Genomic DNA, 24,814 nt, shown 5'->3' with positions numbered 1-24,814 from the left:
GGGCTACCAGCCGCCTGTTCCTGCCCTACTGCCCCGGCGTCCTTTGCTCCGGCGCCGGAATGGTGCCCCCGTTAAGGGCGGCCGGCTTGGCGGCAGCGGCCGGCTTCGCAGCCGCCGAGGTCTCCGGCTGGGCAGCTGCCGTTTCGCCGGCAGCAGGCGCCCTGCTTGCCAGCGGCTCGCCCGCGCTGGCGGGCGGAACCACATTCAGCTGACCCGGGACCGCAGGGGCAGCGATCACCGCTCCCGCCGAGTCTCCCTTGACCGCCGGCTTGGCATCCCCGCTCACCGTCAGCGTGGAAAGATCAATCTGTCCCTTGCCGTTGGAAGCTACCATTCCCAATTCTGCGGCCTTGGCAGCCAGATTCTGGGGAGCTTCGAAGTTTTGCACCTGCTGTGTCAGATCCTGGTTCTGCTTGGTGAGCGACGTCTGTTCGGCACGGAGCTTGACCAGCTGGTACTGGGCCGTGGACACAGAGATGTTGAGCACCAGCACCGCGACCAGCGCAGCGGCCAGCATGCCGAAGCAGAGAACAACAAAGGGCGCACGGCGCTTCCTCGGTGCGGACCGGACTAGGGACAGCGGGGTGCGCGCCTTGCGGGCCGAACCCGGAAGGCCGGCCTCTACATCCTGGACGCTCGGGCCGGACGGAAGGGCGAGGTTCTTGGCAGCTGCTGCGCTCATGTTGCTCTCCTGGCTCTGATGCGTTCCACTGCGCGCAGCCGGGCTGATGCTGCACGCGAATTCTCTGCGATCTCGACGGCGGTGGGCACTTCGGTGCCTTTGGTCAGGGTTTTGAGTTCGGCCTTGTGTTCTTCAAGCTCCACCGGGAACCCGAGCGGAGCTGATGATTTAGAGCGGGCCTGGAAGACGCCCTTGACGATCTTGTCTTCCAGGGAGTGGTAGGACATCACGACGATCCGGCCGCCAAGCGCGATGGCATCCACCGCTGCCGGAACCGCCCGCTCAAGGACTTCGAGTTCCTCGTTGACTTCGATGCGCAGCGCCTGGAAGGTGCGTTTGGCCGGGTGTCCGCCGGACTTGGCGGCGGCAGCCGGAACCACCGCCCGGATCTGTTCGACGAGTTCCCCTGTGGTGGTGAACGGCTTCGCTGCCCGGGCGTTTACGATCCTGTTGGCGATGCGCCCCGCGAACTTTTCCTCACCCCACTTGCGGATGATCCTGACCAGTTCCTCTTCGCTGTAAGTGTTAACGACGTCCGCCGCCGTCTGGCCGCGGCTGGTGTCCATGCGCATGTCCAGGGGTGCGTCAAAGGAATAGGCGAAACCGCGTTCGCGCTCGTCGAGCTGCAGGGACGAGACCCCGAGGTCCATCAGGATGCCGTGCACCTCGGGAATGCCAAGGTCCTCCAGCACCTCGGCGATTTCGTCGTACACAGCGTGGACCAGGTCCGTGCGGGCCGCGAAGGACTTGAGCCGCTCACCTGCCAGCGCCAGGGCTTCCTCGTCACGGTCGATGCCCACGAGGTGCAGGTCCGGAAAGCGCTGGAGCATGGCTTCGGAGTGCCCGCCCATGCCGAGCGTGGCGTCGATGGCCACCGGCGTCTCACCGCGCAGTCGTGCCGCCTCGAATCCGGGCGCCAAAAGATTGATGCACCGGTCCTTGAGGACCGGCACATGGCGTTCGGACGTAGGCTTCGGCTGGTCAGGTTCTGTCACGCCGTCGTCCTTCCTTGAGCGCCTCGGGTGGTTTCTTGGGCCAGATCCCCATCCGCCCCTATCCCCTTGGCTGCCTGGCTCCGGGGAAGTGAGCCAGGTAGTCGAAAGGATGGGCGGCTGGAGATCTCGTCCAAGAAACGGATTCGGGCCGGCCTAAAGGATGCCGGCGATGGGGTTGTCGGTTTCAGAGAAGGAGGTTTCCTTCTCCGCCAGATACGTATTCCAAGCTTGGGCGTCCCAGATCTCAGCCCGGGTGCCGGCCCCAATAACTGCCAGCTCCCTTCCGAGCCCTGCGTACTCCCGGAGCGCGGGAGGTATGGTCACGCGCCCCTGCTTGTCAGGTACCTCGTCCGAGGCTCCAGAGAGAAAAACCCGGATGTAGTCACGAGCCTGCTTGTTGGAGATCGGAGCCTCCCGGATCTGCTCGTGTACCCTCGCGAATTCCTGCTCGCTGAAGACGTAGATGCAGCGCTCCTGGCCTCGCGTGAGAACAAGTCCGCCGGCAAGCTCCTCACGGAACTTGGCGGGAAGAATGATCCTGCCCTTTTCGTCAAGACGCGGTGAGTGTGTCCCAAGGAACACGTCCCACCGCCCGTCTGCCGTCAGAAGCCGAACAACCCCCGCGCTGCCACTACCCTCTTACCCGCTCCACTTTACTCCACTTCTCCCCACAGTCAACGCGACGCGTGTATTTCTCTGCAGCTTGGACAAACATTTTTCGGCGGAATGGCGGGGATTTTGGGCGGGGGTGGAAAGTGGAGGGAAATTGCCCGGTCCACTGACGGCGGCCACGGTGAGATCGGGCCCTGGAACACCGGTCCCGGCACCAGTTCCGGGGCTTAAAGCGGAATGACCCGCCGCGGCGGGTCATTCCTGGACTATTGGCGCCCATCCGGGATGGCCCCGGTGGTGCGATGTGGAGGATGGTACGAAGTGGAGGTGGTGGGAAGTGGAGCGGCGGGCTCAGGACTCCCCGCGGCGCCTTTCATCCCATCGCTCTTCGAGGCTGTTCATAAAGGAGCTCTTGCTCTTCGACTTTCGGCCATGCCCGCCGGCCTTTGCTTTGCCTGCCGCAACGCTGCGCATCGTGGCAAAGTAAACTCCGGCACCCATGACGACGAACCCGAGGACCCCGACAAATATGTTCTGGAGGGAGACCCCCACCAGGAGGAGCAGCACCCCGGCCAGCGTGGCCAGTACGCCAATCACGATGTGCCGGGTGGACCAGCTGCGGCCGGGATCCGAGCCCATGGAATTGGCGAACTTTGGATCGTCCTCATGCAGTTGCCTCTCGAGTTGCTCGAGCAGCTTCTGTTCGTGCTCCGAGAGCGGCATCACGACCTCCTTAAGTAGGCCAACGTCCGGACAGGTCAGAACCGGTTGTTCCTGCCTCGTCAACGACCGGCATGCCATCCAGGTTCCCGGCCTGCCAACCTCGGCAGATCCAGCGATTCAAGCATACTGACGCGGCGGGTCAGGTGATCCACACATGTCCAGACGTTCGAAATCTTTGTATCTATAAGGATAGTTTGTTAGGCGCTGTTCTGAAAGACGCTGTTCACGGGCGGCAACACTCCCTGGACCTTGAACTGACACGGATCTGCGGTCACGAACACGGTTTCCCGCGTCCGCGGATGTCGCGGGAATCACTCAGCCGGAATCGCATCAGGAGTTGCCGCTTCCCGGCTCAAGCAGCCGGGCCGGAAGCACGGACTTGCTGCCGAATTTCCCTGTCACCTTGTCCAGCGCCTGTTCGGCGGCCCGCCAGTTGTCATCGCGCCTGTCCAGGCTCAGCTGTAGGGATGTCTGGGCGGCCGCTTCCAGCTGCTCCGCACGGACGCCCACCAGCCGGACCGTCAGGGGCCGGCTGCCCAGTGACTCCAGCAACTGGATGGCCACGGCATAGATGAGCTGCGCGCTGTCCAGCGGCGTGTGGACGGTGCGGCTTCGGGTCACGGTGGAGAAATCGGCGTACCGCAGCTTGAGCGCCACCGTCCGGGCCACCAGCCCGGAAGCGCGGAGCCGCTCCGCAGTGCGGTGGGACAGCCGCAGCAGCTCCCTGTGCAGCAGGGCATCGTCCGCCGTGTCCGCGGCGAACGTTTCCTCCGCTCCGATGCTTTTCTCAACCCGCACCGGCGTGACCGTCCGGCTGTCGATGCCCCAGGAGAGCCGGTGGACGTGCTCACCGGTGGCGCCCAGCACCTTCTTGAGCGAGGAGACCGGCGTCGCGGCGACGTCCGCCACGGTACGGATGCCCATGCGGGCCAGCACCTCCGCCGTCTTTCCCCCGACACCCCACAGGGCATTGACGGGAAGGCTGTGAAGATACGGTACGGTCTGCTCCGGCCGTATGAGCAGCAGGCCGTCCGGCTTGCACCGGGTGGAGGCGATCTTTGCCACGAACTTGCTGGCGGCGATCCCCACGGACGCCGTGATGCCCAGCTCGCCGGCAACCCTCCGCCGGATCAACTGCCCGATTTCCAACGGCGGACCGAGCCTGCGGATCGCGCCTCCGACGTCCAGGAATGCCTCGTCAACACTGAGCGGTTCAACGAGCTCCGTGATGGACTCAAATATGGCCATCAACTGGCCGGATACCTCGTAGTACAGCTTGTGCCTGGGCTCGATGATGGTGGCCTGCGGACACAGCCGGTGCGCCACAGCCATGGGCATCGCCGATTTCACGCCGAACTTGCGTGCCTCGTACGACGCAGACAGCACAACGGAGCGCTCCGCCGGAAAGCCCACGATGACCGGCTGGCCGCGCAGGTCAGGGCGGGCGCGCAGTTCAACCGAGACAAAAAACGCATCCATATCGACGTGCATAATGCTTGCCCGCCGAAGGTCCCGCAGCCGCGCTTCCGCCTGCTCTCTGTCTTCGTCCGGCCCCACAACTGCAATCCTATGCCCTGCACCTGACTAAACTGGAGGCTGAATCCGGCATCAACACCCAGGAGGACCACACCTGTGAAGGTCATTGGAACGCTCATGCCTGCCCGCCTTGGGCTGCTCGCCGCTGGAGCGGCCGTAGTGGCGGCGGCGTCAGCGTGCACGCCACAGGCCCCTGGTTCCGCAACGCCCGCGGCAACGGCACCGGCCCCCTCGTCCGCAGTGGCGACTGCCACGGCCTCAGCGGCCGCAGCCGCCAGCCCGAGTGCATCACCTGGCACGTCGGCCACCGTGGGAGCGCTTGTCGCAGGCTTCCCGTCAAAGCTTCTTCCCGTGATGCCCGGGACCAAGGTGGTGGCCAGCAGCTTCGACAAGTCAGCATCCCCGGCCACCGCCGCACTGGTGGGCTCAACCGCCGCCAAGCCGGCCGCCGTCGTCGCCTACTACACCAAAGCCCTGGAGGCACAGGGCTTCAAGGCCGTTCCCGGCAGCACGGTGGGCAGTGTGGCGTCCAAGGACTTCGTGCGGGCGGGCAACGAGACGGTTAACATCGCCGTCCCCGCAACCGGAGGAGTTTCCACCTTCACTATCGGCGCCAACGTGACGCCCGAGTCCGTCAAGTGATGCTGGCCGAGCAGCTTCGCGTGGAGCAGGCGGACTTCGTGGCCGCCGTCGCGGGAAAGCTCACAGACTTTTTGACGACCCGGCAGTCGATCATGACGGCAATCTCGCCGGACATCGATCCCATCATGGGGTCCATCTCCAACCTGGTCACCGGCGGAAAGCGGCTGCGTGCCCTCATGTGCTACTGGGGGTGGCGCGGAGCGGGCGGCCCCGCCGCGGCAGAGGACATCGTCACAGCAGGCGCCGCGCTTGAGCTGTTCCAGGCGGCAGCCCTGATCCACGACGACATCATCGACCGGTCGGACACCCGCCGCGGCGGACCTAGCGTACACCGCCGGTTCAGCCAGCTCCACGAGTCCCAGGGCTGGGCCCTGGACAGCGAACGCTTCGGCCACGCCGCGGCCATTCTGGCCGGCGACCTCTGCCTGTCCTTCAGCGAGGAAGCCTTCACCGACATCGGCGAAACGGCAGCCTCTGGAAGCAGGGCAAGGCTAATCTTCAACCTTATGCGTTCGGAGGTCATGGCCGGCCAGTACCTGGACATCCTCGAAGAGGTGGCCGGGCCGGTCCGGGACCGCGCCGGGGCCGTCAGCCGCGCCCAGTCGATCATCCGCTTCAAGTCGGCCAAGTACTCGACGGAACATCCGCTCGCCCTGGGCGGTGCGCTCGGCGGAGCCTCGGACGAACTGCTCCGGGGCTACTCCGCCTTCGCCCTCCCCCTGGGCGAGGCCTTCCAGCTTCGCGACGACGTCCTGGGCGTTTTCGGGGACCCGGTCACCACCGGAAAGCCCGCGGGAGACGACCTCCGGGAAGGCAAGCGGACCGTCCTCGTGGCCTTCGCCCTGGACCTGGCCACCCCTGAGGAGTCCGCGTTCATCGACTCAAAGCTTGGCAGCCCCGAACTGAGCGAGGAAGACGTGGCCGAGATCCGCCGGATCATCGCGGACTGCGGGGCGCTGCAGGCCACGGAAGTGTTGATCGAGGAATTCGGCGCAGCGGCATACGCAGCACTGGAGCTCCTGCCGCTGGAAGACCTCCCCAAGACCGCGCTGCGGCGGCTGGCTGAGGCGACAGTGAGCCGGGCCGCCTAATCGGCTGGCCCGGCCCGTTTACCAGGCTGGGTAGTTACCAGGCCGGGGTAGTTACCAGGCCAGGGACTGCGCCCGACGTCGGATTTCCGTCTTGCGCCCCTCGCGGAGGGCATCGATGGGGCGCCCGCGCAGTGACTCGTCAGGGGTAAAAAGCCAGCCGATAAGCTCCTCGTCCGAGAAGCCGGCGTCCGACAGCACCACAATCGTGCCCTTGAGGCTGTCCACGACGTGACCGTCCTGGAGGAAAGCCGCGGGCACCGAACGGATCCGCCGTTCCCCGATCCGCAGGGCCGCCAGCGCGCGCTCGTCAAGGAGCCCGTGGACTTTGGTAATGGACACATCCAGCAACTGGGCAACATCGGGCAGGGGCAGCCAGTCGCCTACAAGGGTTTCTACAGTACTCACGGGTCAAGGTTGCCATGGCGGGCGCCCGCAAGCCTAGTCGAAGCAGCGCACGCGTGCGCCCGCTCCATTTTCGCGCGCGACACTCCCAGCCGGGCAGATTTTCCGGCTGAAAGCCGATTCTTGTGCTAACCGAAAAATCGTGAGAGATTCACATAGATAACATTCGCAACACAATTAACATCAGTAACATTGGTATCACGAGCAACTGGCATGACCGACAGCATTCGCCGCTGAGAAGAGGATCTTTCCCATGACGACGACCCGCTCCACCAAGCAGTCACCCCGGCCGGGCCTGCCCCTGATCGCGGCCACGACGGCCACGCTCCCCGCCGTCATGCTTTCCTCCCTTGCGGTCGCCCAGCCCGCAGCGGCCGACGCCCGGGACCAGCACGGTGCCCGCGACACTCGCCGCCGCCATCGAGGCCCAGGCAGCAGCAGTCAAAGCTGGCATCATCCCCGCAGCCTCCGTGCCGGCCGCGCTCCCGTCGGGCCTTCAGCCCACCCGCGTCACCCCGACGGCCCACACGGTGGTCCGCGGGGACACGGTCAGCGGCATCGCCGGCCGGTACGGGCTGAGCACCACTGCCGTGCTGAAGCTCAACAACCTGAAGTCGAACTCCGTGATCTACCCGGGGCAGCGGATCAGGCTGAAGGCTGCCGCGGCTCCGGCGGCCAGGACTGCTGCGGCGCCTGCCAGCACCGCTGCCAGGACGTACACGGTCAAGTCCGGCGACACGCTGGGCGGCATCGCCGGTCGGCACGGCGTCAGGCTCTCCCAGGTGCTCAGCTGGAACGGGCTCAAGGTGACGTCGATCATCTACCCCGGTCAGAAGATCCGCCTCGGTGCCGGCACGGCTGTTGCGGCGGCCCCGGCCAAGGCGGCAGCACCGGCCGCCGCCCGCTCCGCCTCCTACGTCATCAAGTCCGGGGACACGCTGTCCGGCATCGCAGCCAGGCACGGCGTCAAGCTCGCGGACGTCCTGTCGGCGAACCGGCTGAAGGTCACCAGCGTCATCTACCCCGGCCAGAAGCTCGCCATTCCCGGGAAGGCCAGCGCCGTCCAGCCGGCATCCAGCGTCACGCCGCTCGTGCCCAGCTCCTTCCTCGGCTACACCTACCCGGCAGCCGTGGTCAGCTCGGCCAACAAGAACAAGGCCCTGCTCAACTCCTCGCCGGTTCCCTCGCTTGCCCAGATGCAGTCCATCGTGGCCGACACGGCACGGCGGATGGGCGTGGATCCGGCGCTGGCACAGGCCTTCGCGTACCAGGAATCCGGGTTCAACCAGCGGGCAGTGTCGCCGGCCAACGCCATCGGCACCATGCAGGTCATCCCCTCCTCGGGCGAGTGGGCATCCGACCTGGTGGGCCGGAAGCTGAACCTTCTTGATCCGTATGACAACGCCACAGCCGGAATCGCAATCATCCGCCAGCTGATCCGGACCAGCAAGAACCTGGACTACGCCATCGCCGGCTACTACCAGGGCCAGTACTCGGTCAACAAGCACGGAATGTACACCGACACCAAGCACTACGTCGCAGCCATCAAGGCACACCGCAAGAGCTTCAGCTGACTCCCTCAACTGACCTCCGGGCCGGCGACCCCGGCCGCCGGGAGCATACCGATACGGGTCCGGATCGCATGTTGATTCGGACCCGTTTCCGTGCAGCACTTAGTATCGAAGAGTGCAGGAAAACGCTTTAGGCAGTCTCGTCGGGTCGCTCGTGGACAACCGCTACCAGGTGAAGTCCCGGTTGGCGCGGGGCGGGATGTCCACCGTTTATGTGGCCACGGACCAGAGGCTGGACCGTGATGTCGCCCTGAAAGTCCTGCATCCCCACCTGGCCAACGACGGCAATTTCCTCGATCGCCTGGCCCGCGAAGCACGGGCAGCCGCAAAGCTCTCACACCCGCATGTGGTGGGCGTCCTCGACCAGGGGCACGACGGAGACACCGCATACCTCGTGATGGAGTACATCAAGGGGCACACCCTCCGCGACGTCATCAACAGCAAGGGCGCCTTGTCCCCCCGGCTGGCCCTGGCACTCATCGATCCGGTGGTGGAAGGCCTGGGGGCTGCCCATGCCGCCGGCATGATCCACCGCGACGTCAAGCCGGAGAACGTCCTGATCGCCGACGACGGCCGGATCAAGATCGGCGACTTCGGCCTCGCGCGCGCCGTGACGACAACAACCAGCACGGGTGCCCTGATCGGCACCATCGCGTACCTCTCGCCGGAACTGGTCCTTGGCAAGCCGGCCGACGCACGAAGCGACATCTACTCCACGGGCATCATGCTGTTCGAGATGCTCACCGGACGCCAGCCGTTCGACGGCGAGGTCCCCATCCAGGTGGCCTACCAGCACGTGAATTCCACTGTGGGTGCTCCCTCAGGCTTGGTTCCGGGCCTCGCGGGGGAAGTGGACGAACTCGTCCAGTGGTGTACCGCCAGCGACCCCGAGCAACGGCCGGTGGACGGCAACGCCCTGCTCGCGGAGCTCCGTCATATCCGGACCAACCTCACCGACTCTGAACTGGATCTGCAACCCCCTGCGGCCATCCAGGCGGCCGCGGCGGCAGGCACGGGCCCCGACGCCGGCCCGCGAGGCATGAACGCTCCCCCCGCACCTGCCCGGATGCCGTCCCCGATGCCGAAGAGCCCGCCTGTCCAGGGGGGCCAGGGAAACCACACCGAGCTGCTGGCACCCATTCACGGCGATGAAGTCCCCCGGGGCCGCCCCACGGAAGTCATTTCACGCACCAGCAACCCGACCGCCGTGTTTTCCGCCCCCGGCGCTTCAACCCCCAGCGCTTCAACCCCTGTCTCTTCAACTCCTGTCTCTTCAACTCCCCGGCCGGTCCTCCCGCCCTATGGATTCGACGACGACGACAGGGAGGCCGCCCCGCTCCCCCTGAGCAAGCGGGAACAGCGGAAGCTGGACCGCCACGAACAAAGGGAACGGTCGCGCGCGGCGGCCACTCCCGTCCGAACGCTCCGGGAGGGGAATTCCCGGCGCCGGGGCGCGCTCTGGATTGTGGTCCTGGTCATTCTGGCCCTTCTGGCGACAGGGGCTGGTTGGTTCTTCGGCATGGGACCCGGCTCCCCCGGTACCGTGCCGGCCGTGGCGAACAGGACCGTGGCGGAGGCGCAGCAGCTGCTCCGGGACGCCGGATTCCAATCCAGTACCAAGGACGTCTTCGACGACGACGTCAAGGCCGGACTCGTGGTGGGGTCGGAGCCGGATGCCGGAACGGAAATCCGCAAATTCCAGCAGGTCTCGCTGTTCGTGTCCAAGGGTCCGCAGCTGTTTCCACTGCCGCAACTGACGGGCAAGACGCTCGATGCGTCCAAGGAAGCACTCAACGGGGCCGAGATGGCGCTGGGCAAGGTCACCGAAAAGTTCGACGAGGAGGTGCCCGCCGGCACGGTGCTGGGCCAGGCTCCGGCGTCGGGAACCCCCGTGCGACATGGGACACCGGTAAGCCTCACTGTCTCGAAGGGCCCGCAGCCCATTCCGGTGCCGGATGTACGAGGACAGGATCAGGACGCAGCCTTCCGTGCCATCGAATCTGCCGGCCTTAAAGCCGTCTTCGCCCACGAAACGGTGCATGACCGGAACGTTCCGAAGGGCGCCGTGGTCAGCCAGGAGCCTGCTTCGGGAACCCTGACAAGGGGCCAAACGGTCACCCTGACGATTTCCGAGGGGCCCAAGCTCGTGAAGGTGCCCACCTACATCGGCAAACAGGTGGAAGACGCAACTGAGGCGCTGAGGAAGCGCGGTTTCCAAGTCCGCGTCAACGAAATTCTCGGCGGCTTCTTCGGCACGGTGCGGGACCAGGATCCCGTAGACACCGAGGTCCCCGAAGGCTCCGTCATCACCCTCACCGTGGTGTAGCCAGGACGACAAACGAAAGACCGGCGCCGGGGAGTCTGAACTGCTCCCGGCGCCGGTCCTTCTTCTATGCTGTTGGATCTGCGTGCTGTGGATCTGTGTGCTGTTGTATCTGGCCTGCTGTGGATCTGGCCTGGGGCGTTTAGCGGCGGGTGAGCGCGCCAGCCACGAGGAAAGCCATCTCCAGCGACTGCATGTGGTTCAGCCGGGGGTCGCAGACCGACTCATAGCGGTCAAGGAACGCTTCCTGGTCGACGGGATCGGCGCCGCCGAGGCATTCGGCCACGTCATCCCCGGTCATCTCGACGTGCAGGCCACCCGGAACCGTCCCCAGGGCATGGTGCACTTCGAAGAACCCGCGCACCTCGTCAATGACGTCGTCGAAATTGCGGGTCTTGTAGCCGTTGGGCGAGGTTACGGTGTTGCCGTGCATCGGGTCCGTGACCCACAGGACCTGGGCGCCGGAGGCGGTGACCTTCTCCACGAGGGACGGGAGCTTCTCGCGGATGTTGCCGGCACCCATGCGGGTGATGAACGTGAGCCTGCCGGGTTCGCGCTCCGGATCCAGCTTGTCGATGAGGCGCAGGGCATCGTCACCGGACGTAGACGGGCCCAGCTTGACGCCAATCGGGTTGCGGACGCGGGACAGGAAGTCCACGTGGGCGTGGTCCAGCTCGCGGGTACGCTCACCGATCCACAGGAAGTGGCCGGAGGTGCCGTAGGGCAGGCCGGTGCGGGAGTCGATGCGGGTCAGCGCACGCTCGTAGTCGAGCAGGAGCGCCTCATGGCTGGCAAAGAATTCAACCCGCTTGAGGGCTTCGAAGTCTGCGCCGCAGGATGCCATGAACTTGATGGCGCGGTCGATGTCGCGCGCGAGCGACTCGTAGCGGGCATGGGCGGGGTTCTCGGTGAACCCCTTGTTCCAGGTGTGCACCAGGCGGAGGTCCGCGAAGCCGCCCTGGGTGAAGGCCCGGATGAGGTTCAGCGTGGAAGCGGACGTGTGGTACGCGCGCAGCATGCGGTTGGCGTCGTGGGCCCGGGATTCGGGGGTGAAGTCGTATCCGTTCACGATGTCGCCCCGGTATGCGGGCAGCGTCACGCCGTCCCGGGTCTCGTCGTTGGAGGAACGCGGCTTGGCGAACTGTCCGGCCATGCGCCCCATCTTGATGACGGGCATCGCCGCACCATAGGTCAGGACCACCGCCATCTGCAGGATCGTCTTCACACGTGCGCTGATCTTGTCCGCGGTAGCACCCTCAAAGGTCTCGGCGCAGTCACCGCCCTGGAGCAGGAAGGCCTTGCCCTGGGCTGCGGCGGCGAGACGCTCGCGCAGGATGTCCACCTCGCCGGCAAAAACGAGCGGCGGGAGCACCGACAGTTCCTTGACGGATGCGTTGAAGACCCCGGAGTCCTGCCAGCTCGGCTGCTGGGAGATGGGAAGGTCCCGCCAGTTGTCGAGTCCCGGATAGTTGGCCGCACCGCTCTGTGCAGTGCTGGTCAGGGAAGAGGCAGGTTTTGCAGATAGCTCAGTCACATTACTAAGAGTAGTTGGCCGGACCGGCTCGGGACACCCGGACTGTCATGCGCCCGGCCAGGGCGTCACAGATGCACAGCGCCAACCGTCACAGGTCACAGCGGCCTAAGCTGACCGGGACGAACCGGTCTCCCCGGGCTCTTCGCCGCCCTTCCCTGGCCCTTGGCCGCCCTTCCCCGGATCTTCGGCCGACTTCCCCGCCAGCCTGAGCTTGACCACCGAGGCGTACTCGTCCACGTATTCCTGCCCGGAGAGCCGCATGAGCTCGTACATGACCTCGTCCGTAACGGACCGCTGGATCAGCCGGTCATCAGCCAAGCCTTCATATCTGCTGAAGTCCAGCGGCTTTCCGAAGATCATGCCGATCCGGCGGATGTTCGGCAGCCGCTTGCCGATGGGCTGGACCTTGTCCGTTCCGATCATCGCCACCGGGATGACCGGGACGCCGGCCTGGAGCGCCAGCCGCGCCACCCCCACCTTCCCGCGGTAAAGCCGCGAGTCGGGGCTGCGCGTGCCCTCGGGATAGATGCCCAGCAGCCCGCCGTGCGTCAGCACGTCCATGCCCGCCTCGAGGGAGGCCGCCGAGGCCGCCCCGCCGGAACGGTCCATGGGCAGCTGGTTGGTCAGCCGGAAGAACACGGCGGTCAGCCGGCCCTTGAGTCCGGTGCCCGTGAAGTACTCGGATTTGGCCAGGAAAACGACAGGCCGCGGCACCATCAGCGGCATGAAGATCGAGTCCGAAAAAGAGAGGTGGTTGGAGGCAATAATGGCAGCGCCCTCGGACGGGATGTTGTCCAGCCCTTTGACCCATGGCCGGAAAAGAGTGCGGACCACCGGCCCCAGGAAGATCCGTTTCATGACCCAATAGAACACGTGTCTTACCTCTCCGGAAGGCTACCGCCGAGGCGTTCAAAGGGCCCGGCGGCACTGCAATGCAACCCTACTCTAGTGAGAATTGTCCGGAACAGTGACACGATGGATCCATGACAGAAAGCAGCGACCGCATAGGGCCCGCCGCTTTCAGCTACGCGGGACACGGACCCAATGCGCGGATCGGAATCGCGATTTCCCACGGCTTCACCGGCAGCCCTCTGAGCATCCTGCCGTGGGCCGAATACCTGGCCGGGCGCGGCTTCGCCGTCACTGTTCCGCTGCTCCCGGGGCACGGCACCACCTGGCAGGATCTGGCCGGCACCGGATGGAGGGAGTGGCACGGCGCTTTCGAACAGGCTTATCTGGACCTGGCCGCCAGGACGGACGAATGCTACGTGGCCGGCCTCTCAATGGGCGGTGCGATCGCCCTGCTCACCGCAGCCCGCCACAGCGTGGCGGGCGTCGCCGTCGTCAATCCCGGCCTGAGCTTCTACGATCGGCGCGTCCGGATCATTGGCCTGCTGAAGTACATCCAAAGAACCACCGTGCCCATAGCGGAGGAAAATCCGACGGCGGCCACCACCGACGACGGCGACTACTCCCTGACGCCGCTGGCGGCCGTTCACCAGTTGAAGAGGCTCTTCGCTGCCGCCGCCCGCGGACTGCCGCGGATCACCGCCCCGGTGCTGGTCTTCAGGTCGGTCAATGACGCAGTAGTACCCCCGAGCTCGCTCAGCCTGATCCGGAAGCGCCTCACCTCGGCAGCCCTGGACGTGGTGCCGCTCAGGAACAGCGGTCACGTGGCTACGCTGGACACGGATGCCCAGGAAATTTTCGAGTCCTCGGCGCGGTTTTTCCAGCTGCATTCCCGAAGCCACATACCGTCGGAGAAGTCATGACCACAGTTCCCGATCACAGCCCATTCAGCAGCGCCTTCTCCGGCGAGGGGCCGTCCATCGGCATCGCCCTGTCCCATGGGTTCACGGGCAGTCCGCACAGCCTGCGTTCGTGGGCCCAGTCCTTTGCCGATGCCGGCTTTGCCGTCAGGATGCCGCTGTTGCCGGGCCACGGCACCACCTGGCAGGAGCTTTCCCGCAGCCGCTGGCAGCAGTGGCATGACGCGATGGACGCCGCCTACCTTGAGCTTGAGTCCGAGTGCGACCTCGTGTTCGCCGCGGGCCTGTCCATGGGCGGCGCCCTGGCACTGCGAATCGCCGCGACCAGGCCTGTGGCCGGATCCGTCGTGGTCAACCCCGGACTTGTCATCGATGACCGCCGCGCGCCGCTGGCCGGCATCCTCAAGCTGGTACTCAAGAGCACGCCGGCCATCGCCAACGACATCCGGAAGCAGGGCGTCGACGAAGGCGCATATTCCCGCATCCCCGTGGCAGCCGCCCACGAACTGAATAAAATGTTCAAGGACACGGCCCGGCTGCTGCCACGCATCACAGCGCCCGTGCGCGTGTTCCGTTCCACTGTGGATCACGTTGTTTCCGATTCCAGCATCACGGCCCTGCGGCGCGGGCTTACCCACGCCCCGCTGCAGCTCACGCGACTCGACAACAGTTACCACGTGGCCACGCTGGACCACGACGCCGGCCAGATCTTCAGCGGCTCGGTGGACTTCATCCGCTCCGTGGTGGCGGACATCCGCCAGGGATCCGCCGGATCCGCGACAGCCAGCCAGAAGGGCGCGACCGATGAATAGGCCCGATTCGAATTCGTCCGATCCGAGTGCCAACCAGGACGACGCCGTCTGGCTCGACCTGGTGGCAAGGCTCCAGGGCGACACCCCGGCTCCCGATCCGGACGTCGTCCCCGGCGACGGGGACTCCCCAGCCCCCGGGTCTCCGCGCCATCACGGCGGTCCCCGGCACAGCATGGCTACCAGCGACGACACCGGCCCTGCACCGGCAGAACAGGCGGACGCTTCCGGTCCGGAAAGCGCTGCAAAGCGCTTCACGGACTTCGATCCGCTGGGCCTGGCGCCCCGGGCCCCACGGGAACTGTCAGCGGCCGAGCGGCAGCAGGCTGCAGACCGGGAGAAAGCAGCCGGGCAGCAGGAGGCCACCCGGTCCGGCCAGGCTGACGTTCCCTCCAGCGCCGGGGATCCGCGCGACTACAGCGTCGAGGACGACGACGGCGAGTTCGTCCCGGAGGAGCCTCCCAAGCTTTCGGCGACGGATCCGCTGACGATGCTGGCGTGGCTGGGCGCCGTGGGTGCCCCGGTTGCCCTCGTCCTGTCGTCAATGTTCTGGCGCTCCGCGCCGCTGCTGGCAATCCTCGGCATGGTGGCCGTCTTCATCGGGGCTGTGGTGTATCTGATCATGAAGCTGCCGCAGGAGAAGGACGAGAACGACGACGGCGCCCGGGTCTGACGCCTCCGTCAGCGGCGGACCGGGGTCAGCGGTGCGTACGGCTGCTGACCCGCGACAGGTCGGCAGCTCCGATCAGGCCGGCGTTGGGCCCCAGGGCGGCCAAGTCGATTTCTGCGGCCGGACGGAATCCGCGGCCGGTGAGGTTACGGGCAAAGGCCTTGCGCGCCGGAGCCACCAGCAGTTCGCCGGCCGCGCACAGACCGCCGCCAATCACGAACTTCCCGGGATCAAGGGCGGCGGCAAGGTTCGCCAGCCCCAGCCCGAGCCAGTTCCCGACGTCCTCCAGCAGCTCCCGGGAGGCGGCGTCGCCAGCGACCGCCAGTTCCGTCACAGTCGCCCCGGTGATGCGCTCGGCGCTTCCGTCCACGGCCTTGAGAAGTTCCTGCGCCACGGGCGAATTCGCCAGGGCCAGTTCCCGCGCTTCCCGGCCAAGGGCGTTGCCTGAGGCGTACTGTTCCCAGCAGCCGCGGTTGCCGCACTCGCACCGGTGGCCACCGGGCATAATGATCTGGTGGCCGAACTCCCCCGCCACGCCGAACCTGCCGCGTTCAACGTGCCCGTCCATCACCATGGCTCCGCCGATGCCGGTGCCAAGGGTGATGCAGACCAGCCGGTCCTGCCCCCGGCCAGCGCCAAAGCGCCACTCGGCCCAGGCCGCAGCGTCGGCGTCGTTAACCAGCATGACGGGGCGGCGCAGCAGGTGCTGCAGGTTTTCCCGGAGCGGTTCGTTCCGCCAGGCGAGGTGCGGGCTGAACAGCACCGTGCCGCCGTCGAGATCCATCCAGCCGGCGGCGCCAATGCCCACGGACCTGATCCGGGCGCCGGCGCTCAATTCCTCAACCAGTTCCACGATGACGCGCTCCACTGCACGCGGATCGCTTCCCGGCGTGGACCGCCGCGCCTCGCGCAGGATGCGGCCCTCGGCGTCCACCACGCCGGCCGCAACCTTGGTGCCGCCAATGTCGATGCCGATGGCAAGTCCCCGCCGGCCCAGCCGCAGCTGCTGGCGGAACAGTCGGTGGCCGTCCAGCCGGCCGCCGTACCCCGATACCGGGCGCCGCGACATTGAGTGCCGTGACACCGCGCGCCGGAACGCCCATCCCCCGGGCAGGCCGCTCCGACTGGAGTCAAGGGGCGGGACTGGCTGCTCGTTGGGCGGAGAGGGCTGCATAATCCCCCATTCTAGGTGTCGCCGTGGAGCGTCTTCGCAGCCACGACACGCAAACGGTACGTCCGGGAAACTGGCGGCGCGTTGCCCTCCGGCGTAAAGTTACCGGCGGGTAACCAAGATCTGCCGGCCACCGCCACATGACGTACTAAGGTTAGGGTTACCCGTTGCGGCCAACGGATATCAAAGGAGCTAACGTGCGCGAATTCAGCGTTCCGCCCTTGGCGAACGTCCCCCTGGACAGCAATATCACGGACCTTGTACTGCGCCAGGCGGCGAAGGCGTCCAACCCTGCCCTGTTTTCGCGTCTGGATTCCGCCGGCCAATGGCAGGACATCCGGGCCAAGGAGTTTTTGGCCGACGTGTCAGCCCTCGCCAAAGGGCTCATCGCCAGTGGCGTCGGCGCGGGCGACCGCGTGGGCATCATGTCCCGGACCCGCTACGAGTGGGCACTCATCGACTTCGCCATCTGGTTCGCAGGTGGCGTTTCTGTTCCCATCTACGAAACGTCGTCGCCTTCCCAGGTTGCCTGGAACCTGGGCGATTCCGGTGCCGTCGCTGCATTTGGCGAATCGGGCCACCACGAAAACATCATCCGGCAGGCCGCGGCCACCGAGGGGCTGACGGAACTCGCCCACGTGTGGCAACTGGAGGGGGACGGCCTCGACGCCGTGCGTTCGGCCGGCGCCGCTGTCAGCGACGTTGAACTCGAAGCCCGCCGGAGCTCGGCGGGACTTCGCGACCTCGCCACCATCATCTACACCTCTGGCACCACCGGCCGGCCCAAGGGCTGCGAATTGACCCACGGAAACTTCGCTGAGCTGTCCGAGGACGCCCTGGCCACCTCGCTGAGCCGCATCGTCAATGAGCAGGCCCGCACCATCATGTTCCTGCCGCTGGCGCATGTCTTCGCGCGCTTCATCTCGGTCCTGGCCGTGGCCGCCGGCGTGACCGTGGCCCACACCCCTGACATCAAACACCTGCTGCCCGACCTGCAGAGCTACAAGCCGACGTTCATCCTTGCCGTGCCGCGGGTGTTCGAAAAGGTGTACAACTCGGCCCTCACCAAGGCCGAGGACGGCGGCAAGGGCCCGATCTTCCACAAGGCTGCCGAAACGGCCATCGCGTACTCGCGGGCAAGGCAAGGCGGCCGCGTCGGCCTGGGCCTGAAGCTCAGGCACGCCATCTTCGACAAGCTCGTCTACGCCAAGCTCCGCGCCGCCATGGGCGGCGAGGTGGCCCATGCGGTATCCGGCGGAGGCCCGCTGGGCGAGCGTCTGGGCCACTTCTTCCAGGGCATCGGCCTGCAGATCCTGGAAGGCTACGGCCTCACCGAAACCACGGCGCCCGTCAGCGTCAACACGCCGGAACGGATCAAGATCGGCACGGTCGGCGTCCCGATTCCCGGCAACAGCGTGAGGATTGCCGACGACGGCGAGATCCTCGTCAAGGGCACCTGCGTCATGCGGGGATACTACCAGCGCCCCGACCTGACGGAGGAGTCGTTCGTTGATGGCTGGTTCCGCACCGGGGACCTCGGCCAGCTGGACGAGGACGGCTACCTGCTGATCACTGGCCGAAAGAAGGAAATCATCGTTACCGCCGGCGGCAAGAATGTGGTTCCCGCACTGCTCGAGGACCAGATCCGGGCAGATGCGCTGGTGTCACAAGTACTCGTCGTGGGTGACAACCGCCCCTTCATCGGCGCCCTCGTGACACTCGATGAGGAAGCCCTTCCGGGCTGGCTGCAGCGCCATGGCCTGCCGGCCGACACGCCCCTGGGCGACGCCGCCGGGCATGCCGAGGTGAAGGCGGCGGTGCAGGAGCTCATCAACCAGGCCAACCAGTCGGTGTCGCAGGCGGAGGCCATCAAGTCCTTCCGGATCGTGCCAAGCGACTTCACCGAAGCCTCCGGCCACCTGACCCCGTCCATGAAGGTCAAGCGCGCCCAGGTCATGAAGGACTTCGAAGGGGTTATCGACGAAATGTACAAGTCGCCGAAGCCCACCCGCGCCTAGACGGGAGTTTTATCCACCGGCTCAGGCCTGCTGCAGCTCGTCCACCACCAGCGCGGCCAGCTCCACAGCCGCGGCGCGGGTGGCCGGCTTCAACTGGCCGAGGCGGATCCGCGAACCTTCCGCCAGATGCCGGTCGTGCGGAATCCGCACCACATTCTTGACCCGGGACAGAAAGTGCTGCTCGATTTCGTCGATGTTGACCAGGGTGCGGTTGCCGGCGGCCATGTTGATGACCACCGTGGCTTTGGAGACGAGATCCTGGCGGCCGTGGGCTTCAAGCCAGGACAGCGTTTCGGACGCCAGCCGGGCCTCATCCACGCTGCCGCCCGAAACGAGAACCACGGCGTCGGCCTTTTCCAGCGTGCCCTTCATGACCGAGTGCACCATGCCGGTGCCTGAGTCGGTGAGCACGATCGAGTAGTACCGGCCCAGAATGTCGGTGACTGCGCGGTAGTCGGCGTCGTCGAAGGCGTGGGCCACCATGGGATCTGTGTCCGAGGCAAGAACATCGAGGCGCGAACCGTCGCGCGCGGTGTAGTTGGACAGCTGTGCGAACGAGTTCACGGTGAACCTGTCCTTAACCAGCTGGCGCGCCGTGAAATCAGCCCTACCCGGGGAACGGTCCGAGAGCGTGCCCCGGTCCGGATTCGCATCCATTGCGATGACCCGGTCCTCACGCAGCTCCGCCAGTACCATGCCGAGCAGCGTGGTGACGGTGGTCTTGCCCACTCCGCCCTTGCGCGAGAGCACCGGCACGTACCGGGTCCGCTCCCCCAGCCGCAGGGCGATGCGGTGCTCCATTGCCCGCTGGATGCGGACCTGGTCCGAGTCGCCCAGGTTCACGTGGCCCAGGGTTGCCTGGTACAGCCACCGGCGCCAGCCCGAGACCGGTGCGGCTGCGGACCTGGTGAGGAGACGGTCGGCGGTCAGGGCGGCAGCGGGCTCAGGTCCCTCGGGACGCTCGCGGCGCCCGGGGAGCTCCCTGGCTTCTTCAGCCGGCGCCTGTTCGGCGGCAGCCAAGTCGGCTGCCGAATCTGTGCCGGCTGGCTCCGTGCCCGCGGCGGCTGTGCCGGCTTGGTCCTTATCGCCTGCACTGACATCCGCAGCGTTGACCCCGCCGGCACCCGCCGTCACGACGGGCATGGCCGCCGACGCCGTTCCCTGCTGCACCACGCCACCGACTGCGGAGAGCGACCCGGCGGACGTGCGGTCCTGGGCGTCGGAAACGGTCACCACGCTGATGTCCCCTGTCGGCACCACGCCGGTGGCCTCTGACGGTGACACGTCTGCAGTGTCCGCCGGAGAGGGGCCGCGGGGACGGGTTCCAGCCTCCCCCGCAACATCGATGACGGGGGGCCTGTCGGGGCGCGGCCCGGGCTTGGGCGTATTGGTCTGCGTCATGGCTTCCGCTCTGTCTTGTACCGGCTGCCGGTGGAGTTCCAGGCTGCCGGTGTGGTTCGGAAATGGCTGTGGGGGCGGCTTGGCGCCGTCCCCACAACTTTTTTCTGTTTTCCACCCTACCTGCAGGGCGGCCGCTGGCCACCCTGCAGGCTAGTCAGCGGTCATTCTGCCCGCCGGGCACCTGCTCAACAGTCGCCTAGTCGACGACGATCAGCAGGTCACCGCCCTGCACCTGTTCCACAGCGGAAATGGCCAGCCGCGTCACCTTGCCGCCCACCGGCGTCGTGATGGATGCCTCCATCTTCATCGCTTCGATGGTGGCAACGGTGTCGCCTGCTTTGACGGTGTCGCCCGCCTTGACGGTGACCGTCACTGCGCCTGCGAAGGGAGCTGCGACGTGACCCGGCACGGACGCGTCCGCCTTCTCTGCCGTCTTCACATTGCTGACCACGGACTTATCGCGCACCGAGACCGGGCGGGACTGCCCGTTCAGCGTGCACATGACCGTGCGCATGCCCTTCTCGTCCGGCTCCGACACAGCTTCCAGGGACGCGATGAGGCGCACACCCTTTTCGAGCTGGATCACGTGCTCCTCGCCGCGCTGCAGACCGTAAAGGTAGTCGCGGGTGTCCAGGACCGAAACGTCGCCGTACGTCTCCCGGCTCTTGAGGTAGTCCTTGGTCGGCCCGGCGAACAGCAGCCGGTTCAGCGTCTGCTGGCGGGTCTTCGAGTCGCCGCGGAGAGCCGCACTGTCCTCGGCGCTCAGTTCGGCGTCGCGGACCTTGATGCTCCGGCCCTGGAGGGCCTTGGTGCGGAACGGTTCCGGCCAGCCTCCCGGAGGATCGCCCAGTTCGCCGGACAGGAAGCCGATGACGGAGTCCGGGATGTCGTAGTTCTGCGGGTTCTCGTTGAAGTCGGCCGGGTCTGCGTTCAGGCCCACAAGGTGCAGGGCGAGGTCGCCCACCACCTTCGATGACGGGGTGACCTTGACCAGGTGGCCCAGGATCCGGTCGGCGGCCGTGTACATGTCCTCGATCGCCTCGAAGCGCTCGCCCAGGCCCAGCGCGATGGCCTGCTGGCGAAGGTTGGACAGCTGCCCGCCCGGGATTTCGTGCTGGTACACGCGGCCGGTCGGACCCGGCAGGCCCGATTCGAAGGGGGCGTAAACCCTGCGCACGGCCTCCCAGTAGGGCTCGAGCGAGCTGACCGCTGCCAGGCTGAGCCCGGTGTCACGTTCCGTGTGGGCCAGGGCAGCAACCAGGGCCGACGCCGACGGCTGGCTCGTGGTGCCGGCGAGGGATGCCGAGGCGACATCCACAGCGTCGACGCCGGCATCGACTGCCGAGAGCAGGGTGGCGAGCTGGCCGCCTGCGGTGTCGTGGGTGTGCAGGTGGACCGGGAGGTCAAAGCGTTCCCGCAGTGCCGAGACGAGCTTCGCGGCGGCTGCCGGACGCAGCAGGCCTGCCATGTCCTTGATGGCCAGGATGTGGGCGCCGGCTTCGACGATCTTGTCCGCCAGGCCCAGGTAGTAGTCCAGCGTGTAGAGCTTCTCTTCCGGGTCCAGCAGGTCGCCCGTGTAGCACAGCGCCACCTCGGCGACGGCGGTGCCGGTGGCCCGGACGGCGCGGATGGCAGGTGCCATCTGGCTGACGTCGTTCAGTGCATCGAAGATGCGGAAGATGTCGATGCCCGTGGCCGCTGCCTCGTTGACGAAGGCCTCGGTCACTTCCTCGGGGTACGGGGTGTAGCCCACGGTGTTCCGGCCGCGGAGCAGCATCTGCAGGCAGATGTTCGGCAGGGCCTTGCGCAGCGCCGCCAGCCGGTCCCAGGGATCCTCTCCGAGGAACCGCAGGGCGACGTCGTAGGTGGCGCCTCCCCAGGCTTCGACGGACAGCAGGTCCGGCAGGAGGGAGGCGACCGCGGGTCCGGCTGCCACCAGGTCCCTGGTGCGGACGCGGGTGGCCAGCAGGGACTGGTGGGCGTCGCGGAAGGTGGTGTCGGTTACGGCGACGGCCGTCTGCTCGCGCAGGGCCTTGGCGAATCCCTCCGGTCCGAGTTCCAGGAGCCGCTGGCGGGAGCCGGGGCGGGCCTCAGCGCTGGAGACTGCGGGGAGCTTGTCCGCGGGGTTGCTGCGGACCGGAAGCTCGCCGTTCGGCTTGTTCACGGTGACCTCGGCGAGCCACGTCAGCAGCTTGGTTCCGCGGTCGGCGGAGACGCGCGCCTTGAGCAGTTCGGGCCGTTCGTCGATGAATGACGTGGCCACGTTGCCGGCGATGAAGTCCGGATCGTCAAGCACGGCCTGGAGGAAGGAGATGTTGGTGGAGACACCGCGGATACGGAACTCCGCCAGCGCCCGGCGGGCCCTGGCAACAGCGGCGGGGTAGTCCCGGCCGCGGCAGGTGAGCTTCACAAGCATGGAGTCGAAGTGCGGGCTGATCTCGGCACCCGAGTAGACGGTACCGCCGTCGAGCCTTACGCCGGCACCGCCGGCGGAGCGGTAACCGGTGATCTTTCCAACGTCGGGCCGGAAGCCGTTGGCCGGGTCCTCGGTGGTGATGCGGCTCTGCAGCGCGGCGCCCTTGAGGAAGACCGTCTCTTGGGACAGGCCCAGGTCGGCCAAGGTCTCGCCGGCGGCGATACGCATCTGCGCCTGGACGAGGTCGACGTCGGTGACCTCTTCCGTGACGGTGTGCTCCACCTGGATGCGGGGATTCATTTCGATGAAAACGTGCTGGCCGGCGCGTTCGCCCACAGTGTCCACCAGGAACTCGACCGTTCCGGCGTTGACGTAGTTCAGGGCCTTGGCGAACTTCACGGCGTCCCGGTACAGGGCCTGGCGGATGCCTTCGTCCAGGTTGGGGGCCGGGGCGATCTCGATGACTTTCTGGTGGCGGCGCTGGATGGAACAGTCACGCTCGAAGAGGTGCATGACGTTGCCCTCGGCGTCGGCCAGGATCTGGACCTCGATGTGGCGCGGGCGCAGCACGGCCTGCTCAAGGAACATGGTGGGGTCACCGAAGGCTGCGTCGGCCTCGCGCATGGCGGACTGCAGCGCCTCCGGCAGGGCTTCGCGGGTGTCGACGCGGCGCATGCCGCGCCCGCCGCCGCCTGCCACGGCCTTGGCAAAGATGGGGAAGCCGATCTCATCCGCAGCAGCGATCAGTTCGTCGAGGTCCTTCGACGGCGCGCTCGACTTCAGCACGGGGACACCAGCCTTGCGGGCGGCCTCCAGCGCGGCCACCTTGTTGCCGGCGAGTTCCAGGACCTCCGCGGGCGGGCCCACGAAGGTGATCCCTGCGGCCTTCGCGGCACGCGCAAGGTCCGGATTCTCGGAGAGGAAGCCGTAACCGGGGTAGATGGCGTCCGCACCGGACTCCTTGGCAACGCGAACCACCTCGTCAACGTCCAGGTAGGCGCGGACAGGGTGGCCCTCTTCGCCGATCAGATACGCCTCGTCGGCCTTCTGGCGGTGGATCGAGCTACGGTCCTCATTGGGGAACACGGCGACTGTCTTGGCGCCCAGTTCGTAGCCAGCGCGGAAAGCACGGATTGCGATTTCTCCGCGGTTGGCCACCAGAATCTTGGAAAACATACTTCTCCTGCATCATTGCGGGTGTATCGGTAAGTGGTCACAGTGTGTAAGACGGGCCCGATGAAACACAAATCATTGTGTCTACCATCACAGAATTATCCGTCATGTCCCGGCCATATTCACTGCCGGCCCGTATTTACTGCCGCTGTGCTGCCACCGTTTGCTTCCGCTGCACTGCCGCCTTTGCTTCTACTGAACCGCTTTGCTTCTCCTGAACGACGACGCCGGACGGTCCAGACGGGGAGGCATGCCCGGATCCCGATAAGAAGGGATTCCGGCCGAGGTCAACATATGATGAATGGGGCGGCGGAAGCCTGCCCCGGTTCCGGCAGCACCGGAACGGAACGTACCCCAACACGGCAACCGGCGTTAGGTATTGGTTTATCAAGTGCAAGTAGTCAGCATCAGCAGCCTCAAGGGCGGTGTCGGCAAGACATCCGTTACAACCGGACTGGCGTCTGCGGCACTGGCCGCAGGCATCCCAACCCTCGTAGTTGACCTCGATCCCCATGCCGATGCCAGCACAGCCCTCGGGGTGCAGCCCAGCGACAAGCTGGACATCGGCAGGATGCTGAAGAATCCGCGCAAGGCCAAGATCGCAGAGAACGTCGTGCCCAGCGGCTGGATCAGCCGGGTAACCGTTAACGGTTCCGGCCCCGCGGTGCTCGATGTCGCCGTCGGGTCCGCGTACACCGGCATCTACGACCGGCCCGACCTTGGCAAGCGCGATCTGCGCAGACTGTCCGCGGTGCTCGCCGGTGCGGATGCCTACGAACTCATTCTGGTGGACTGCCCGCCGTCCCTGAACGGCCTCACCCGCATGGCTTGGTCCGCCAGCAACAAGGTGGCCCTGGTGGCCGAGCCCGGGCTCTTCTCCGTGGCCGGCACCGAACGCACCATGCGGGCCATCCAGCTGTTCCGGCAGGAATTCGCACCGAACCTCTCCCCCGCCGGCATCGTGGCCAACCGGGTGCGCTCCGGATCCTCCGAGCACGCTTTCCGGCTAGCCGAGATGCAGGCCATGTTCGGCGACCTCCTGCTGGCTCCGCACATCCCGGAGCAGGCCAACTGGCAGCAAATCCAGGGCGCAGCGCATTCCGTCCACCACTGGCCCGGCGACTCCGCCAAGGCCGCGGCCGGGCTCTACGACACGCTGCTCGGAAACCTCATGGCCACCACCAAGACCAGCCGCAGCCGGAGCGCCCGCTAGCAGCGCGCTTTGCTGCCATCCAGGATCACGCTGAATGCATGAAGGCCGCCTCCCCACGGGAGG

At 66.4% G+C, this 24,814-nt stretch carries 20 protein-coding genes and 1 pseudogene; 9 read left to right on the top strand and 12 right to left on the bottom strand.

All coding sequences use genetic code 11. The annotated features are described in order from the left end of the window. Window positions 1-25: 25 nt before the first annotated feature. The 5 genes from QFZ23_RS09060 to dinB all read right to left on the bottom strand — a co-directional run bounded on the left by QFZ23_RS09060 (window position 26) and on the right by dinB (window position 4,503). The gene (locus tag QFZ23_RS09060; protein WP_306922292.1) at window positions 26-682 is read right to left on the bottom strand and encodes a hypothetical protein; all 657 of its coding nucleotides are present in this window, start codon (window positions 680-682) and stop codon (window positions 26-28) included. Further along, window positions 679-1,677 (bottom strand): 16S rRNA (cytosine(1402)-N(4))-methyltransferase RsmH, encoded by a 999-nt coding sequence (rsmH, locus tag QFZ23_RS09055; protein ID WP_306922291.1) that lies wholly within the window; start codon window positions 1,675-1,677, stop codon window positions 679-681. The genes QFZ23_RS09060 and rsmH overlap by 4 nt, the downstream gene beginning before the upstream one ends. A gap of 153 nt (window positions 1,678-1,830) precedes the next feature. Continuing rightward, window positions 1,831-2,259 carry a division/cell wall cluster transcriptional repressor MraZ gene (gene mraZ, locus QFZ23_RS09050; RefSeq protein ID WP_306922290.1) on the bottom strand — a complete coding sequence of 143 codons (429 nt, stop codon included), beginning with the start codon at window positions 2,257-2,259 and terminating at the stop codon, window positions 1,831-1,833. Window positions 2,260-2,640: 381 nt separating this feature from the next. Continuing rightward, on the bottom strand, window positions 2,641-3,012 hold the full coding sequence (locus QFZ23_RS09045; protein WP_102973963.1) for a DUF3040 domain-containing protein: 372 nt from the start codon (window positions 3,010-3,012) through the stop codon (window positions 2,641-2,643). Window positions 3,013-3,342: 330 nt separating this feature from the next. Continuing rightward, the gene (gene dinB / locus QFZ23_RS09040) at window positions 3,343-4,503 is read right to left on the bottom strand and encodes a DNA polymerase IV (RefSeq protein WP_373427928.1); all 1,161 of its coding nucleotides are present in this window, start codon (window positions 4,501-4,503) and stop codon (window positions 3,343-3,345) included. Window positions 4,504-4,644: 141 nt separating this feature from the next. On the opposite strand from dinB, the gene QFZ23_RS09035 reads away from it, so the two are divergent. Together QFZ23_RS09035 and QFZ23_RS09030 are read left to right on the top strand one after the other, a co-directional pair. Then, window positions 4,645-5,190, top strand: coding sequence for a hypothetical protein (locus QFZ23_RS09035; RefSeq protein ID WP_306922285.1), 546 nt, complete (start codon window positions 4,645-4,647; stop codon window positions 5,188-5,190). Next, on the top strand, window positions 5,190-6,281 hold the full coding sequence (locus QFZ23_RS09030; RefSeq protein ID WP_306926768.1) for a polyprenyl synthetase family protein: 1,092 nt from the start codon (window positions 5,190-5,192) through the stop codon (window positions 6,279-6,281). The genes QFZ23_RS09035 and QFZ23_RS09030 overlap by 1 nt, the downstream gene beginning before the upstream one ends. Window positions 6,282-6,332: 51 nt before the next feature. Here QFZ23_RS09030 and QFZ23_RS09025 read toward each other — a convergent pair whose 3' ends face one another. Both QFZ23_RS09025 and QFZ23_RS09020 read right to left on the bottom strand, forming a co-directional pair. Next, window positions 6,333-6,686 carry an Rv2175c family DNA-binding protein gene (locus QFZ23_RS09025; RefSeq protein ID WP_306922283.1) on the bottom strand — a complete coding sequence of 118 codons (354 nt, stop codon included), beginning with the start codon at window positions 6,684-6,686 and terminating at the stop codon, window positions 6,333-6,335. A gap of 195 nt (window positions 6,687-6,881) precedes the next feature. After that, window positions 6,882-7,022: a hypothetical protein gene (locus tag QFZ23_RS09020; RefSeq protein WP_306926982.1), complete on the bottom strand. Its 141-nt coding sequence runs from the start codon at window positions 7,020-7,022 to the stop codon at window positions 6,882-6,884. On the opposite strand from QFZ23_RS09020, the pseudogene QFZ23_RS09015 reads away from it, so the two are divergent. Together QFZ23_RS09015 and QFZ23_RS09010 are read left to right on the top strand one after the other, a co-directional pair. Further along, window positions 6,985-8,257 (top strand): annotated as a pseudogene (locus QFZ23_RS09015) (LysM peptidoglycan-binding domain-containing protein). The gene QFZ23_RS09020 and the pseudogene QFZ23_RS09015 sit on opposite strands and share 38 nt — an antisense overlap. A gap of 112 nt (window positions 8,258-8,369) precedes the next feature. After that, window positions 8,370-10,580, top strand: coding sequence for a Stk1 family PASTA domain-containing Ser/Thr kinase (locus tag QFZ23_RS09010; RefSeq protein WP_306922281.1), 2,211 nt, complete (start codon window positions 8,370-8,372; stop codon window positions 10,578-10,580). A 139-nt stretch (window positions 10,581-10,719) separates the two neighbouring features. On the opposite strand, the gene QFZ23_RS09005 is transcribed toward QFZ23_RS09010, so the two are convergent. Together QFZ23_RS09005 and QFZ23_RS09000 are read right to left on the bottom strand one after the other, a co-directional pair. After that, a complete protein-coding gene (locus QFZ23_RS09005; RefSeq protein ID WP_306922279.1) occupies window positions 10,720-12,111 on the bottom strand; it encodes a class II 3-deoxy-7-phosphoheptulonate synthase in 1,392 nt (463 codons plus the stop codon). 105 nt (window positions 12,112-12,216) lie between these two features. Continuing rightward, window positions 12,217-12,984, bottom strand: coding sequence for a lysophospholipid acyltransferase family protein (locus QFZ23_RS09000; protein ID WP_306922277.1), 768 nt, complete (start codon window positions 12,982-12,984; stop codon window positions 12,217-12,219). 110 nt (window positions 12,985-13,094) lie between these two features. Here QFZ23_RS09000 and QFZ23_RS08995 point away from each other — a divergent pair, with 110 nt between their 5' ends. Genes QFZ23_RS08995 through QFZ23_RS08985 form a run of 3 tightly spaced genes read left to right on the top strand, consistent with a single transcriptional unit; the run spans window position 13,095 to window position 15,362 of the window. After that, a complete protein-coding gene (locus QFZ23_RS08995; protein WP_306922276.1) occupies window positions 13,095-13,883 on the top strand; it encodes an alpha/beta hydrolase in 789 nt (262 codons plus the stop codon). After that, window positions 13,880-14,692, top strand: a complete 813-nt coding sequence (locus QFZ23_RS08990) for an alpha/beta hydrolase (protein WP_306922275.1) — start codon at window positions 13,880-13,882, stop codon at window positions 14,690-14,692. The genes QFZ23_RS08995 and QFZ23_RS08990 overlap by 4 nt, the downstream gene beginning before the upstream one ends. Further along, window positions 14,685-15,362 (top strand): hypothetical protein, encoded by a 678-nt coding sequence (locus QFZ23_RS08985; protein WP_306922273.1) that lies wholly within the window; start codon window positions 14,685-14,687, stop codon window positions 15,360-15,362. The genes QFZ23_RS08990 and QFZ23_RS08985 overlap by 8 nt, the downstream gene beginning before the upstream one ends. Window positions 15,363-15,387: 25 nt before the next feature. Here QFZ23_RS08985 and QFZ23_RS08980 read toward each other — a convergent pair whose 3' ends face one another. Beyond that, the gene (locus QFZ23_RS08980; RefSeq protein WP_306922271.1) at window positions 15,388-16,428 is read right to left on the bottom strand and encodes an ROK family glucokinase; all 1,041 of its coding nucleotides are present in this window, start codon (window positions 16,426-16,428) and stop codon (window positions 15,388-15,390) included. A gap of 299 nt (window positions 16,429-16,727) precedes the next feature. On the opposite strand from QFZ23_RS08980, the gene QFZ23_RS08975 reads away from it, so the two are divergent. Then, window positions 16,728-18,548 carry an AMP-dependent synthetase/ligase gene (locus QFZ23_RS08975; RefSeq protein ID WP_306922269.1) on the top strand — a complete coding sequence of 607 codons (1,821 nt, stop codon included), beginning with the start codon at window positions 16,728-16,730 and terminating at the stop codon, window positions 18,546-18,548. Window positions 18,549-18,569: 21 nt separating this feature from the next. Here QFZ23_RS08975 and QFZ23_RS08970 read toward each other — a convergent pair whose 3' ends face one another. Together QFZ23_RS08970 and QFZ23_RS08965 are read right to left on the bottom strand one after the other, a co-directional pair. Beyond that, complete coding sequence (locus QFZ23_RS08970) at window positions 18,570-19,832, bottom strand: nucleotide-binding protein (RefSeq protein ID WP_306922267.1); 1,263 nt, start codon at window positions 19,830-19,832, stop codon at window positions 18,570-18,572. Window positions 19,833-20,145: 313 nt separating this feature from the next. Beyond that, complete coding sequence (locus QFZ23_RS08965) at window positions 20,146-23,541, bottom strand: pyruvate carboxylase (protein ID WP_306922265.1); 3,396 nt, start codon at window positions 23,539-23,541, stop codon at window positions 20,146-20,148. A gap of 388 nt (window positions 23,542-23,929) precedes the next feature. On the opposite strand from QFZ23_RS08965, the gene QFZ23_RS08960 reads away from it, so the two are divergent. After that, window positions 23,930-24,751, top strand: a complete 822-nt coding sequence (locus QFZ23_RS08960; RefSeq protein WP_306922263.1) for a ParA family protein — start codon at window positions 23,930-23,932, stop codon at window positions 24,749-24,751. The last annotated feature ends 63 nt before the right edge of the window (window positions 24,752-24,814 follow it).

Origin of the sequence: Arthrobacter globiformis, from assembly GCF_030818015.1 — a bacterium.
Classification (GTDB): Bacteria; Actinomycetota; Actinomycetes; order Actinomycetales; family Micrococcaceae; genus Arthrobacter; species Arthrobacter globiformis_C.
This window is presented reverse-complemented; position numbering and strand designations above follow the sequence as displayed.

Excerpts from the sequence above, each read along its gene's own strand:
- QFZ23_RS09060 (WP_306922292.1), bottom strand. The coding sequence starts at position 682 with ATGAGCGCAGCAGCTGCCAAGAACCTCGCCCTTCCGTCCGGCCCGAGC.
- QFZ23_RS09045 (WP_102973963.1), bottom strand. The coding sequence starts at position 3,012 with ATGCCGCTCTCGGAGCACGAACAGAAGCTGCTCGAGCAACTCGAGAGG.
- dinB (WP_373427928.1), bottom strand. The coding sequence starts at position 4,503 with ATGCACGTCGATATGGATGCGTTTTTTGTCTCGGTTGAACTGCGCGCC.
- QFZ23_RS09030 (WP_306926768.1), top strand. The coding sequence starts at position 5,190 with ATGCTGGCCGAGCAGCTTCGCGTGGAGCAGGCGGACTTCGTGGCCGCC.
- QFZ23_RS09020 (WP_306926982.1), bottom strand. The coding sequence starts at position 7,022 with ATGACGGCGGGGAGCGTGGCCGTCGTGGCCGCGATCAGGGGCAGGCCC.
- QFZ23_RS08995 (WP_306922276.1), top strand. The coding sequence starts at position 13,095 with ATGACAGAAAGCAGCGACCGCATAGGGCCCGCCGCTTTCAGCTACGCG.
- QFZ23_RS08990 (WP_306922275.1), top strand. The coding sequence starts at position 13,880 with ATGACCACAGTTCCCGATCACAGCCCATTCAGCAGCGCCTTCTCCGGC.
- QFZ23_RS08985 (WP_306922273.1), top strand. The coding sequence starts at position 14,685 with ATGAATAGGCCCGATTCGAATTCGTCCGATCCGAGTGCCAACCAGGAC.
- QFZ23_RS08980 (WP_306922271.1), bottom strand. The coding sequence starts at position 16,428 with ATGTCGCGGCGCCCGGTATCGGGGTACGGCGGCCGGCTGGACGGCCAC.
- QFZ23_RS08965 (WP_306922265.1), bottom strand. The coding sequence starts at position 23,541 with ATGTTTTCCAAGATTCTGGTGGCCAACCGCGGAGAAATCGCAATCCGT.